This is a genomic window from Hydrogenophaga sp. A37 (assembly GCF_002001205.1).
Taxonomy (GTDB): domain Bacteria; phylum Pseudomonadota; class Gammaproteobacteria; order Burkholderiales; family Burkholderiaceae_C; genus Hydrogenophaga.
On sequence record NZ_MUNZ01000059.1, the window covers coordinates 20,628 to 33,584 of the forward strand.

The following is a 12,957-nucleotide window of genomic DNA, read 5'->3' on the forward strand; positions in this document are numbered from 1 at the left end:
CGGGGCGGGCCGGTCGTGGCTCGGGATGGCCATGATTATCGCTGCTGCGGCCAGATGCCGCCGCTGCAGCGTTCGATGCCCGCCAGATCGGTGCGGCTGCCAACCCGCTCGAAGCCTTGCTGCTGCAGCAGGGCGCGCACGGCGGCCGCCTGATCGTGTCCGTGCTCCAGCAGCAGCCACCCACCGGGGAGCAGGGCACCCGGCGCCTGCGCCACGATGGTGCGGATGTCGTCCAGCCCGTCGGGCCCTGCCGTGAGTGCGCTCATGGGTTCGTGCGTGAGGGCGGCCAGGTGCTGGTCGCCTTCAGCGATGTAAGGCGGGTTGCTGGCGATCACGTCGAAGCGCTGGCCGGGCACGGCCTGCAGCCAGAAGCCGCTGCAAAAATCCACCGTGAGACCCAGGCGTTCCGCGTTGGCGCGGGCCACCGCCAGGGCGCCCGTGCTGGTGTCGGTGGCGGTCACCGCCACGTCGGGTCGCTGCGATTTCACGGCCAGGGCGATGGCGCCGCTGCCGGTGCCCAGGTCCAGACACCGCGCGGCGTTGAGGGGCAAGGCGTCCAGCGCCCACTGCACCAGCGTTTCGGTGTCGGGACGGGGCACCAGCACGCGGGCGTCCACCCGAAGGTGCAGGCCGAAGAAGTCCTTTTCGCCTGCCAGGTAGGCGACAGGTTCACCGGCCAGGCGGCGGTGCACCAGTTCGGCGCAGCGCGCTGCGGCGTCGGTGGGCATGGGGTCGGTGTCGTGCGCTAACAGCCAGGCGCGATCATTCATGTCGCGCCCCAGCGCCAGCAGCAGCAGCATCTGGGCGTCGAGCCGGTCCAGACCTGCGGCTGCTGCTTGTTTCAGAGCGTCGGCCAGCGTCATGGGGGGAGCCCCATCCAGGGCGCCCGTGGAACCGGCTTTGCCGGGCCACCAAGTGCGTCCCCCTGGGGGGAAGCCGCGAAGCGGCGCAGGGGGGTCATATTTTCCCTTCCAGTTCCGCCAGCAGTTCCGTGCCTCGCGCCACCTGCAGCGCATGGATCACGTCGCCCAGATCACCTTCCATCACCATCAGCAGCTTGTACAGCGTGAGGTTGATGCGGTGGTCGGTGAGGCGGCCCTGAGGGAAGTTGTAGGTGCGGATGCGGTCGCTGCGGTCGCCGCTGCCCACCAGGCCCTTGCGCGTGGCGGCTTCTTTGGCGGCGCGCTCACTGCGGTCTTTTTCCTGCAGGCGGGCCTGCAACACCTGCAGGGCCTTGGCCTTGTTGCTGTGCTGGCTGCGGCCGTCCTGGCACTCGGCGGTGATGCCGGTGGGCAAGTGCGTCACGCGCACGGCCGAGTCGGTCTTGTTGATGTGCTGACCACCGGCGCCGCTGGCACGGTAGGTGTCTATGCGCAGTTCGGCGGGGTTGAGCTTGACCGCGAAGGCCTCATCCGGCTCGGGCATCACGGCCACGGTGGCTGCGCTGGTGTGGATGCGGCCCTGGGTTTCGGTCACGGGCACGCGCTGCACGCGGTGGCCGCCCGATTCAAAGCGCATCTGACCGTAGACGGCGGCACCCGGGCCGCGCCCCGCCATGCGCAGCACCACCTCCTTGTAGCCGCCCAGTTCGCTGGGCGACTCGCTCACGATCTCGGTGGTCCAGCCCTGGCTGTCGGCGTAGCGGGTGTACATGCGCGCCAGGTCGCCCGCAAACAGCGCTGACTCGTCGCCGCCGGTGCCGGCGCGGATTTCGACGAAGGCCGGGCGCGCATCGTCGGGGTCCTTGGGCAGCAGCAGTTGCTGCAGTTCGGCGTCGATCCGCTCCAGGTCGACCTTGGCGGCGCCGACTTCTTCTTCGGCCATCTCGGCCATGTCGGGGTCGGTCAGCATGCCGTTTGCGGCGTCCAGGTCGGCCTCGCGCTGTTCGTGGCGGTTGAACACCTCGACGATCACCGAGGCGTCGGCGTGCTCACGGCTCAGCGCGCGAAAGCGCTCCATGTCGCTGACCACGTCGGGTGCCGAGAGCAGGGCGTCCAGTTCGTGCAGGCGGGCGCGCTGGCGCAGGAGGGTGTCACGGACAAAGGGTTTCATGCGGGAAAGAAGAAAGGCGACGGCAGCGGGGTGGATGCACGGGGCCGACGGGCCGTGCCGGGGCGCCGGGCGCCCGGGGCCCCGTCGCTAGGACTTTTCGCGCAGGAACAGGCGCGAGACGGTGTGCGCGGTGGCGGCGCGGGTCTGGGCGTCGCCCGCGTGCAGCTCGGCCAGGGTGCCGTGCAGCATTTTCTGCGTCAGGCCCTTGGACAGGGCTTCGAGCACGGCTTCGACCGGCTCACCTTTGGCCAGCAGTTTTTTCGCACGGGCCAGTTCCGCCGCGCGCCAGCTGTCGGCCTGGGCGTTGATCTGCTGGATCAGTGGCACCACGCCGCCCTTGTCCGGGTCGCGCTGGTCCAGCCAGTGCATGAAGCTGAGCACGCCCGCGTCGATGATGGCCTCGGCCTGCGCCACGGCGGCCTGGCGGTTGTCTTTGCCCGTCTGGACCACGCTGGCCAGATCGTCCACGGTGTACAGATAGACGTCGCTCAGGCCCTTGACCTCGATCTCGATGTCGCGCGGCACGGCCAGATCGACCATGAACATGGGACGGTGTTTGCGCTTCTTGAGCGCGCGCTCCACAGCACCGAGCCCGATGATGGGCAGGGTGCTGGCGGTGCAGCTGATCACGGCGTCGTATTCGTGGAGGCGATCCGGGATGTCGGCCAGGCGCAGCACCTCGGCGCCGAAGCGCCCGGCCAGCTTCTCGCCGCGCTCCAGCGTGCGGTTGGCGATGGCCATGGCTTTGGGCGTCTTGGCGGCGAAGTGGGTGGCGGCGAGTTCGATCATCTCGCCGGCGCCGACAAACAGCACCTTGATGTCTTTCAGGTCTTCGAACAGCTGGCTGGCCAGGCGCACGGCGGCGGCGGTCATGCTGATCGAGTGGGCGCCGATTTCGGTGGAGCTGCGCACCTGCTTGGCCACCGAGAAGGAGCGCTGGAACAACTGGTGCAACGTGGTGCCGAGGGCGCCGGCCTCGTCGGCGGCGCGCACGGCGTCTTTCATCTGACCGAGGATCTGCGCCTCGCCCAGCACCATGCTGTCCAGGCCGCTGGCGACGCGGAAGGCGTGGCGCGCCGCCTCGCCTTCACGCAACACATAGGCATGTTCTTTGAGCACATGGGTGCTCACGCCGCCGGTCTGGGCCAGCCAGACCAGGGTGGGCTCCACGGCGGACTGGTCGCCCGCGCCGTACAGCTCGGTGCGGTTGCAGGTGGAGAGCAGCGTGGCCTCGGGCTGGCGGACCAGGCTCTGGCGGTAGCCGTTCAAGGTGGGCTGGATCTGGTCGAGCGCGAACGCAAAACGGCCCCGCAGATCGAGCGGAGCCGTGTGGTGATTGATGCCGAGCGTCCAGACAGACATGGGCCGATTATAAAATTGCGCCTCCCTATGAACGCCCCGGACCACAAAGAATGACTTTTTTCGACTTGTTGGGGCATCTGGCCGGCTTTCTGGCGCCGGCCCTGGGCCTGGCCACGGTGTTGTGGATCGCGCCCCGCCTGTGGAAACGGGCACGCTCAGCCCGCTGGTCGTCACGCACCGAGGCGCTGATGCTGTTGGGTTCGGGCTTGGCGGTGTTGGTGGCGGGCCTGATCGTTTTCGGGCGCGACGGCAAGATGTTCACCTACACCGCCCTGGTGCTGGTGCAGGCCTCGGTGGCCTGGTGGAACCGAAGCCGCTGACTTGCGGGCTGCAGGGGTGATCAGCCCGGCGGGAACAGATCAACCCGGTCGGTGATGATTCCGTCGAGACCCAGGTCCAGCAGGCGCTGGGCCGCTGCCGGCTCGTTGACGGTGTAGGCCAGGCAGCGCATGCCCGCCTGCCGCACCTGCGCGACTGTGATGGCGTCCCACAGCACCTGATCGCACACCACGGCTTCGCAGCCGAGCCCGACCGCCACGTCCAGCCAGCCGGTCCACAGCGATTCGAGCAGCAGGCCCCTGCGCACACCGGGCGCCACCGCCTGTGCGCCCGCGAGCGCCTCGGGCTGGAACGAGGTCAGCAGTGGTGTGGGGCGCCCGTCGGGCAGGGTCGCGCTGCCGTTCGGCGGCAGGTGCCAGAGCCGCAGAACCGCTTGGGCCACTGCGCGCCCGGTGACCAGTTCGGTGCCCGTGGTCGGCTTGATCTCGATGTTGAGCGCATGGTGGTTGGCCTGGCAGAACCGCGCTACGGCCTCCAGGGTGGGCAGCGGTTCGCCCGCGTGCCTGCGCGAGTGCCAGCCACCGGCGTCGAGCTGGCTCAGCGCCGTCCACGGCTGGTCGCCTGCGACGCCGTGGCCGTTGCTGGTGCGCTCCAGCGTGTCGTCGTGCAGCAGGAAGACCACGCCGTCGGCGCTCAGTTTGGCGTCGCATTCGTACATGCGGTAGCCGTGGGCCGCGCCGAGGCGGAAGGCGGCGAGGGTGTTTTCCGGGGCCAGCTTGCCGGCGCCGCGGTGGGCGATCCAGCAGGGGTAGGGCCAGGATTGGAGAGCGTTGTCGGTGGCGGTCATGGGCATGCCTTCGCCCTGTGGGCTGTGCGGTGCAGGCGGGTTGGGGAACGGCCCGGCGCTCGTCTCAGGGAGCGTCGGGTCGTCGCTGGCCGCTCGCGGCGTCGAACCAGTGCAGACGATCAGCGCGCGGCTGAACATGGATGGTAGCGCCCAGCGCAGGGGCACCCTGGTCCTCGTGGATGCGGATCACCAGGCTCTCGTCGCCCAGCCGGGCATACACCAGCCGCTCGGCGCCCAGCATTTCCACGGCTTCGATCTGCACCGCCCAGCCCCCGTCGCCGATGTCCAGGTGCTCGGGGCGCACGCCCAGCACCGCACCGGCCCGGCCACCGGGCACGTCTTTCAGCAGGTTCATCGGCGGTGAGCCCATGAAGCTGGCCACGAAGGTGGTGGCGGGGCGGGCGTACACGTCTTCGGGCGTGCCGAACTGCTCCATGCGCCCGGCGTTCATGACGATCATGCGCTGCGCCAGTGTCATGGCCTCAACCTGGTCGTGGGTGACGAACAGCGAGGTGATGCCCAGCTCGCGGTGCAGCTTCTGGATTTCGAGCCGGGTCTGCGCGCGCAGCTTGGCATCGAGGTTGGACAGCGGTTCGTCGAACAGAAACACCTGAGGCTGGCGCACGATGGCGCGGCCCATGGCCACGCGCTGGCGCTGCCCGCCCGAGAGCTCGCGCGGCTTGCGCTGCAACAGGTGGCCCAGCTCCAGGATCGCAGCGGCCTTGTCCACGCGCTGGCGGATCTCGCCCGCCGGCATCTTCTGGATCTTCAGGCCATAGGCCATGTTGTCGTACACGCTCATGTGCGGGTACAGCGCGTAGTTCTGGAACACCATGGCGATGTCGCGGTCGGCGGGCTCCAGCCGGTTCACCACACGGTCGCCGATGCGGATCTCGCCCTCGCTCACCTCTTCCAGCCCGGCCACCATGCGCAGCAGGGTGGATTTGCCGCAACCCGAGGGCCCGACGATCACGACGAACTCGCCGTCGTGGATGAGCGCGTTGACGCCGTGGATCACCTGGTTGGCGCCCAGGCCTTTGCCGTAGCGCTTGATCAGTTGGGTGAGCTGGATGGATGCCATGTGGATGTGTTCCTGAGCGCCTCGGTGGCCCTCATTTCTCGGTGTCGACCAGGCCCTTGACGAACCATTTCTGCATCAGCAGCACCACCGCCACCGGCGGCAGCATGGCGAGCATGGCGGTGGCCATGACGATGTTCCATTCGGTTTGCGCGTCTCCGCCGGAAATCATCTGCTTGATGCCGATCACCACCGGGTACATGTTTTCTTCGGTGGTCACGAGCAGCGGCCAGAGGTACTGGTTCCAGCCGTAGATGAACTGGATCACGAACAGCGCGGCCATGGTGGTGGCCGAGAGCGGCAGCAGCACGTCAAAGAAGAAGCGCATCGGGCCCGCGCCGTCGATGCGCGCCGCCTCGACCAGCTCGTCAGGCACGGTCAGGAAGAACTGGCGGAACAGGAAGGTGGCGGTGGCCGACGCGATCAGCGGCACGGTCAGGCCTGCGTAGGTGTTGAGAAGCCCCAGGTCGGCGACCACCTGGTAGGTCGGCCCAATGCGCACCTCGACCGGCAGCATGAGCGTGACAAAAATCGCCCAGAAGAAGAACTGCCGCAGCGGGAAGCGGAAGTAGACGATGGCAAAGGCCGAGAGCAGCGAGATGCCGATCTTGCCCAGCGCGATCACCATGGCGCTGATGAAGCTGACCGTCATCATGCGGCCCACGGCGGCGTGGGTGCCGGTGCCGGTGCGCCCGCCGAACAGCGCGATGCGGTAGTTGTCCACCAGCTCCGCGCCGGGCAGCAGGGGCATGGGCACCTGCACCACCGCGTCCATGGTGTGGGTCGAGGCGATGAAGGTGATGTAGACCGGCAGCGCCATGACCAGCACCCCCAAGACCAGGATGGCATGGGCCAGCCAGCGCAGGCCGCCGCGTTGTTCAACCATGGTGTGTGTTCTCGTTCACTTTTTTGCGGTGCCAGAGCCCCATCCCGCTTCGCAAGAAAAAGCGCCTCCCAGGGCACCGCCGGACTGGCTTTGCCAGACGGCCAGTGCCGCCCCCTGGGGGGTGACGCGAAGCGGCGCGGGGGGGATCAATACGTCACTTTCTTTTCGACGAAGCGGAACTGCACCACGGTGAGCGCAATTACGATCACCATCAGCACCACCGACTGCGCGGCCGAACCGCCGAGGTCCATGGCCTTGAAGCCGTCGAAATACACCTTGTAGACCAGAATGGCCGTGTCCTTGCCTGGGCCGCCCTTGGTGGCGGCGTCGACGATGGCGAAGGTGTCGAAGAAGGCGTAGACGATATTGATCACCAGCAGGAAGAAGGTGGTCGGCGAGAGCAGCGGGAACTGGATGGTCCAGAAGCGGCGCCAGGGGCGCGCGCCGTCGATGGCTGCCGCCTCGATCAGCGACTTGGGAATGGACTGCAGGCCGGCCAGGAAAAACAGGAAGTTGTAGGAGATCTGCTTCCACACCGACGCCATCACGATCAGCGCCATGGCATGGTTGCTGTTGAGCAGCGAGTTCCACTCGAAGCCGATGTGGCGCAGGGCGTAGGGCAGCACGCCGATGCCTGGCGAGAACAGAAACAGCCACACCACACCCGCCACTGCCGGCGCCACCGCATAGGGCCAGATCAGCAGGGTGCGGTAGATCAGGGTGCCTTTGACCACCCGGTCGGCAAACACGGCCAGCAGCAGCGCCAGGCTGATGCCGAAGAAGGCCACCAGCACCGAGAAGATGGCGGTGGTCTGGAACGATGCGAGGTAGCTCTCGTCGTTCCAGAGGTTGCGGAAGTTCTCCAGCCCGACCCATTCCACCGTCGTGCCGAAGGCGTCCGACTGCTGCAGGGACTGCAGCAGCGCCTGGCCGGCAGGCCAGAAGAAGAACACCGACACCACCAGCAGCTGCGGCGCGATCAGCAGCCAGGGCAACCAGGCCGACCGGAATACGACCTTCTTTTCTGCGGCCACGGGTCAGTCGCCCGGGGTCAGGACTTGTTGGCCTTTTCGAAACGTTCGAGCAACTCGTTGCCGCGTTTGACCACCGCGTCCAGCGCTTCCTTGGCCGACTTCTTGCCGGCCCAGACCTGCTCCAGCTCTTCGTCCTCGATGGCGCGGATCTGCACGTAGTTGCCCAGGCGGATGCCGCGCGACTTGTCGGTGGTTTTGCGGATCATCTGGTTGACGGCGGTGTCGGTGCCGGGGTTCTGCTTGTAGAAACCCGACTGCTCGGTCAGCTTGAACGCGGCCATGGTGATGGGCAGGTAGCCGGTGCGCTTGTGGCTGGCGGATTGCACATCGGCGTTGGACAGGAAGTCGAAGAAGGCGGCCACGCCCTTGTATTCAGGCGCCTTCTTGCCCGAAAGCACCCAGAGGCTGGCGCCGCCGATCACGGTGTTCTGGGGTGCGCCCGGCACGTCGGGGTAGTAGGGCAGGGTGGCCAGACCGTAGGCGAACTTGGCGTTCTTGGCCACGTTGCCGTAGAAACCTGACGAGGTTGAAATCATGGCGCACTCGCCCGACACAAAGCTCGCCTCGGGCACGTTGGCTCGGCCCTTGTAGACAAACAGGCCTTGCTTGGCCATGTTCGAGAGGTTTTCGATGTGGCGCACGTGCAGCGGCGAGTTGGCCACCAGCCGCGCGCTGGCGCCGCCCAGGCCGTTGCGCTGGGTGGCGAGTTCGACGTTGTGCCACGTCGAGAAACTCTCCAGCTGGGTCCAGCCCTGCCAGGCGGTGGTGAAGGGGCACTTGTGGCCGCTGGCTTTGAGCTTGGCCGCCGCCAGGGCCACCTCGGGCCAGGTCGTGGGTGGCTGGCTGGCGTCCATGCCAGCAGCCTTGAAGGCGTCCTTGTTGATGTAGAACACCGTGGTCGAGCTGTTGAACGGGAAGCTCAGCATCTGGCCGTTGGGCGCGGTGTAGTAGCCCGCCACGGCCGGGATGTAGACCGAGGGGTCGAACTTGTAGCCAGCGTCTTTCATCACCTGACCGACCGGCACGATGGCGCTCTTGCTGGCCATCATGGTCGCCGTGCCCACTTCGAACACCTGCAGGATGTGGGGCGCGTTGCCGGCGCGGAAGGCCGCGATGGCCGCCGTCATGGACTCGTCGTAGGTGCCCTTGAAGGTGGGCACGATGCGGTAGTCCTTCTGCCTCTCATTGAACTGCTTGGCGAGGTCGTTCACCCATTCGCCGTTGACCGCCGTCATGGAGTGCCACCACTGGATGTCGGTTTGTGCCTGGGCGGTGCCACCAAAGACGGCGGTCAGTGCCACGGCGGTGGCGATGCGGGTGAAGCGCTGGCGCATGGGATGCTCCTGGGGGGTTGAATGAATCGGCCGAGCCTAGGGGCTTTGCGTACCAAACCATTGCACAGCCGTTTCAGTGGCGTGACAACACGGGGTTTCCATGAGAAGGGTGTGTCTTGTTGCGCTGCGGTACCATCGTCGGTTCAGCGTTTTCTGCTGATCGTTTGCCATCTCAAATGAACGCCCCCACGCCGCTCTCGCTCCTGGAAACCACCACCGAGGACGCGCCGCGCCTGCGCGAAATCCCCTACAACTACACGTCGTTTTCAGATCGTGAAATTGTGCTTCGGCTGCTCGGTGCCCGGGCCTGGAGCCTGCTGGATGGTCTGCGGGGCGAACGCCGCACCGGCCGTTCGGCGCGCATGTTGTACGAGGTGCTGGGCGACATCTGGGTGGTGCAGCGCAACCCGTATTTGCAGGACGATCTGCTGGACAACCCCAAGCGCCGCGGCGCGCTGGTGGACGCCTTGCACCACCGCCTGGGGGAGGTGCAGAAGCGCCGCACGCCGCAGGACGATGCCGCGCGCGACGCGCTGGTGGCCGAGCTGCTGACGGCGGCCCGTGGGGCGGTGGACAGTTTTGCCCGCTCGTTCGAGGAGATGGCCGCGCTGCGCCAGCGCGCCACCAAGGCGCTGCGCCGCCTGACCGCCAAAGACAACATCAAGTTCGATGGCCTGTCGCGCGTGTCGCACGTGACCGACGCCACCGACTGGCGCGTGGAATACCCGTTCGTGGTGCTGACCCCCGACACCGAGGTCGAGATGGCCGAGCTGGTGCGTGGCTGTTTCGAACTCGGCCTGACCATCGTGCCGCGCGGCGGCGGCACCGGCTACACCGGTGGCGCGATCCCGCTGACCTGGAAGAGCGCGGTGATCAACACCGAAAAGCTCGAAGCCATGACCGAGGTGGAGTTCGTGACCGTACCCGGCCACGCCGAGCCGCTGCCCACGATCTGGACCGAAGCCGGTGTGGTGACGCAGCGCGTGGCCGATGCGGCCGAGCGCGCCGGCCATGTGTTCGCGGTGGACCCGACTTCGGCAGAAGCCTCGTGCGTGGGCGGCAACATCGCCATGAACGCTGGCGGCAAGAAGGCCGTGCTCTGGGGCACGGCGCTGGACAACCTGGTGAGCTGGCGCATGGTGACGCCGCAGGCGCAATGGCTCGAAGTCACGCGCCTGGACCACAACCGCGGCAAGATTCACGATGCCAAAGTTGCCACCTTTGAACTCAAGTACTTCGAAGCCAACGGCAAGACGCTGCTGCGCACCGAGCAATTGGTGATTCCCGGCTCGACCTTCCGTAAGGAAGGCCTGGGCAAGGACGTGACCGACAAGTTCCTGGCCGGCCTGCCGGGCATCCAGAAGGAAGGCTGCGACGGCCTGATCACCAGTGCGCGCTGGCTGGTGCACCGCATGCCGCAACACGTGCGCACCGTGTGCCTGGAGTTCTTCGGCAATCCCAAGGACTGCGTGCCGTCCATCGTGGACATCAAGGACTTCATGTTCGCCGAGATGAAGCGCCCTGGCGGTGCCATCCTCGCCGGCCTGGAGCACCTGGACGACCGTTACCTCAAGGCCGTGGGCTACGCGACCAAGAGCAAGCGCGGCACGCTGCCCAAGATGGTGCTGGTGGGCGACATCGTGGGCGACGACGCCGACGCCGTGGCCCGTGCCACCAGCGAGGTGATCCGCCTGGCCAACGGCCGCAGTGGCGAAGGCTTCGTGGCCATCAGCGCCGAAGCGCGCAAGAAATTCTGGCTCGACCGCAAGCGCACCGCGGCCATCAGCAAACACACCAACGCCTTCAAGGTGAACGAAGACGTGGTGATCCCGCTGCCGCGCATGGGCGAGTACACCGAAGGCATTGAGCGCATCAACATCGAGCTCTCGCTGCGCAACAAGCTCAAGCTCTGTGAGGCGCTGGAGGCGTTCTTCACCCGCGGCCAGTTGCCGCTGGGCAAGACGGACGACGCCAACGACATCCCCAGCGCCGAACTGCTGGAAGACCGCGTGCAGCAGGCGCTGGCGCTGGTGCGCGAGGTGCGCTCGCTGTGGGCTGGCTGGCTGCGAGACGTGGACACCCTGTTCCCTCAGCTGCAGGACCATACCTTGCGCGCGAGCTGGAAGACGCAGATCCGTGCGCCGCTGCAAGGCATCTTCAATGGCGCGGCGTTCGCCACGATCCTGACCGAATGCACGGCCATCCACCAGCGCGTGCTCAAGGGGCGGGTCTGGGTAGCGCTGCACATGCACGCCGGTGACGGCAACGTGCACACCAACATCCCGGTCAACAGCGACGACTATCAGATGCTGCAGACCGCGCACGAAGCGGTGGGCCGCATCATGGTGCTGGCGCGCAGCCTGGACGGCGTGATCTCGGGTGAGCACGGCATCGGCATCACCAAGCTGGAATTTTTGACCGACGACGAGCTGCGTCCGTTCGCGGAATACAAAGCCAAGGTGGACCCGGAAGGCCGCTTCAACAAGGGCAAACTGCTGCGCGACCTGTCGGGCGTGAACGGTCTGGCCGCCGATGCCAACCTTCGCAGCGCGGACCTCTCAAACGCCTACACGCCCAGCTTCGGCCTGATGGGCCATGAGTCGCTGATCATGCAGCAGAGCGACATCGGCGCCATTGCCGATTCGGTCAAGGACTGCCTGCGCTGCGGCAAGTGCAAACCGGTTTGCGCCACGCACGTGCCGCGCGCCAACCTGCTCTATTCGCCGCGCAACAAGATCCTGGCCACCTCGCTGCTGGTCGAGGCCTTCCTGTACGAAGAGCAGACGCGGCGTGGCATCAGCATCAAGCACTGGGAAGAGTTCGAAGACGTGGCCGACCACTGCACGGTCTGCCACAAGTGCCTGAGTCCGTGCCCGGTCAAGATCGACTTCGGCGACGTGACCATGAACATGCGCAACCTGTTGCGCAAGATGGGGCAGAAGAGTTTCCGCCCGGGCAACGCCGCGGCCATGTTCTTTCTGAATGCCACCAACCCCGAGACCATCAAGTTCATGCGCTCGGCCATGGTGGACGTGGGCTTCAAGGCCCAGCGCCTGGCCAACAAGGTGATGACGCTCGCCGCGCGCAAGCAGACCAGCGCGCCGCCGGCCACGCTCGGCCCCGCGCCGATCAAAGAGCAGGTGATCCACTTCATCAACAAGAAGATGCCGGGCGGCCTGCCCAAGAAGACGGCGCGCGCGCTGCTGGACATCGAAGACAAGGACTACGTGCCCATCATCCGCAACCCGGTGGGCACCACCGCCGAGACCGAGGCGGTGTTCTATTTCCCCGGCTGCGGCTCGGAGCGCCTGTTCAGCCAGGTCGGCCTGGCCACGCAGGCCATGCTCTGGCACGCGGGCGTGCAGACCGTGCTGCCACCCGGTTACCTGTGCTGCGGCTATCCGCAGCGCGGCTCGGGCCAATTCGACAAGGCCGAGAAGATCATCACGGACAACCGCGTGCTGTTCCACCGCGTGGCCAACACGCTGAACTACCTGGACATCAAAACCGTGGTCGTGAGCTGCGGCACCTGCTACGACCAGCTGCAGGGCTACGAGTTCGACAAGATTTTCCCCGGCTGCCGCATCATCGACATCCACGAATACCTGCTGGAAAAGGGCATCACGCTGCCGGCCGGGCAGGGTGGTTACCTGTACCACGACCCCTGCCACACGCCCATGAAGCTGCAGGACCCGATGAAGACGGTGAAGGCGCTGGTGGGCGACAACGTGATCGAGAGCAAGCGCTGCTGCGGTGAGAGCGGCACGCTGGGCGTGACGCGGCCCGACATTTCGACCCAAATCCGCTTTCGCAAGGAAGAAGAAATCAAGAAGGGCGAGGCGCAGCTGCGTGCCGCCGGCACCGTGGGCGCCCAGGACAACATCAAGATGCTGACCTCGTGCCCGAGCTGTCTGCAAGGCCTGACGCGCTATGGCGACGACCTGAACAGCGGCCTGCTCGAAGCCGACTACATCGTGGTCGAGATGGCCAACCAGATACTGGGCAAAGACTGGCTTCAACAGTACGTGGCACAAGCCAACCAGGGCGGCATCGAACGCGTGCTGGTCTGATCACAAGCAACGCAA

Annotated in this window: 10 protein-coding genes; 2 read left to right on the forward strand and 8 right to left on the reverse strand. The window is 66.4% G+C overall.

All coding sequences use genetic code 11. The features are described from left to right. Window positions 1–35 precede the first annotated feature (35 nt). The 3 genes from prmC to hemA form a co-directional block, all read right to left on the reverse strand. A complete protein-coding gene (prmC, locus tag B0E41_RS02965) occupies window positions 36–863 on the reverse strand; it encodes a peptide chain release factor N(5)-glutamine methyltransferase (protein ID WP_077328661.1) in 828 nt (275 codons plus the stop codon). 94 nt (window positions 864–957) lie between these two features. Further along, window positions 958–2,052 (reverse strand): peptide chain release factor 1, encoded by a 1,095-nt coding sequence (prfA, locus tag B0E41_RS02970; RefSeq protein ID WP_077328663.1) that lies wholly within the window; start codon window positions 2,050–2,052, stop codon window positions 958–960. 87 nt (window positions 2,053–2,139) lie between these two features. After that, window positions 2,140–3,414: a glutamyl-tRNA reductase gene (hemA, locus tag B0E41_RS02975; protein WP_077328665.1), complete on the reverse strand. Its 1,275-nt coding sequence runs from the start codon at window positions 3,412–3,414 to the stop codon at window positions 2,140–2,142. Window positions 3,415–3,464: 50 nt separating this feature from the next. Here hemA and B0E41_RS02980 point away from each other — a divergent pair, with 50 nt between their 5' ends. Continuing rightward, window positions 3,465–3,734, forward strand: coding sequence for a hypothetical protein (locus tag B0E41_RS02980; RefSeq protein WP_077328667.1), 270 nt, complete (start codon window positions 3,465–3,467; stop codon window positions 3,732–3,734). Window positions 3,735–3,754: 20 nt separating this feature from the next. On the opposite strand, the gene ugpQ is transcribed toward B0E41_RS02980, so the two are convergent. From ugpQ to ugpB, 5 genes are all read right to left on the reverse strand, one after another. After that, window positions 3,755–4,540 carry a glycerophosphodiester phosphodiesterase gene (ugpQ, locus tag B0E41_RS02985; protein ID WP_077328705.1) on the reverse strand — a complete coding sequence of 262 codons (786 nt, stop codon included), beginning with the start codon at window positions 4,538–4,540 and terminating at the stop codon, window positions 3,755–3,757. Between the two features lie 64 nt (window positions 4,541–4,604). Next, the gene (gene ugpC / locus B0E41_RS02990) at window positions 4,605–5,621 is read right to left on the reverse strand and encodes a sn-glycerol-3-phosphate ABC transporter ATP-binding protein UgpC (RefSeq protein WP_077328669.1); all 1,017 of its coding nucleotides are present in this window, start codon (window positions 5,619–5,621) and stop codon (window positions 4,605–4,607) included. 31 nt (window positions 5,622–5,652) lie between these two features. Further along, on the reverse strand, window positions 5,653–6,504 hold the full coding sequence (gene ugpE / locus B0E41_RS02995) for a sn-glycerol-3-phosphate ABC transporter permease UgpE (RefSeq protein ID WP_077328672.1): 852 nt from the start codon (window positions 6,502–6,504) through the stop codon (window positions 5,653–5,655). Between the two features lie 146 nt (window positions 6,505–6,650). Further along, window positions 6,651–7,538 (reverse strand): sn-glycerol-3-phosphate ABC transporter permease UgpA, encoded by an 888-nt coding sequence (gene ugpA, locus B0E41_RS03000; RefSeq protein ID WP_077328674.1) that lies wholly within the window; start codon window positions 7,536–7,538, stop codon window positions 6,651–6,653. 17 nt (window positions 7,539–7,555) lie between these two features. Next, a complete protein-coding gene (ugpB, locus tag B0E41_RS03005) occupies window positions 7,556–8,872 on the reverse strand; it encodes a sn-glycerol-3-phosphate ABC transporter substrate-binding protein UgpB (protein ID WP_077328676.1) in 1,317 nt (438 codons plus the stop codon). 176 nt (window positions 8,873–9,048) lie between these two features. Here ugpB and B0E41_RS03010 point away from each other — a divergent pair, with 176 nt between their 5' ends. Next, on the forward strand, window positions 9,049–12,942 hold the full coding sequence (locus B0E41_RS03010) for an FAD/FMN-binding oxidoreductase (RefSeq protein ID WP_077328678.1): 3,894 nt from the start codon (window positions 9,049–9,051) through the stop codon (window positions 12,940–12,942). Window positions 12,943–12,957 lie beyond the last annotated feature (15 nt).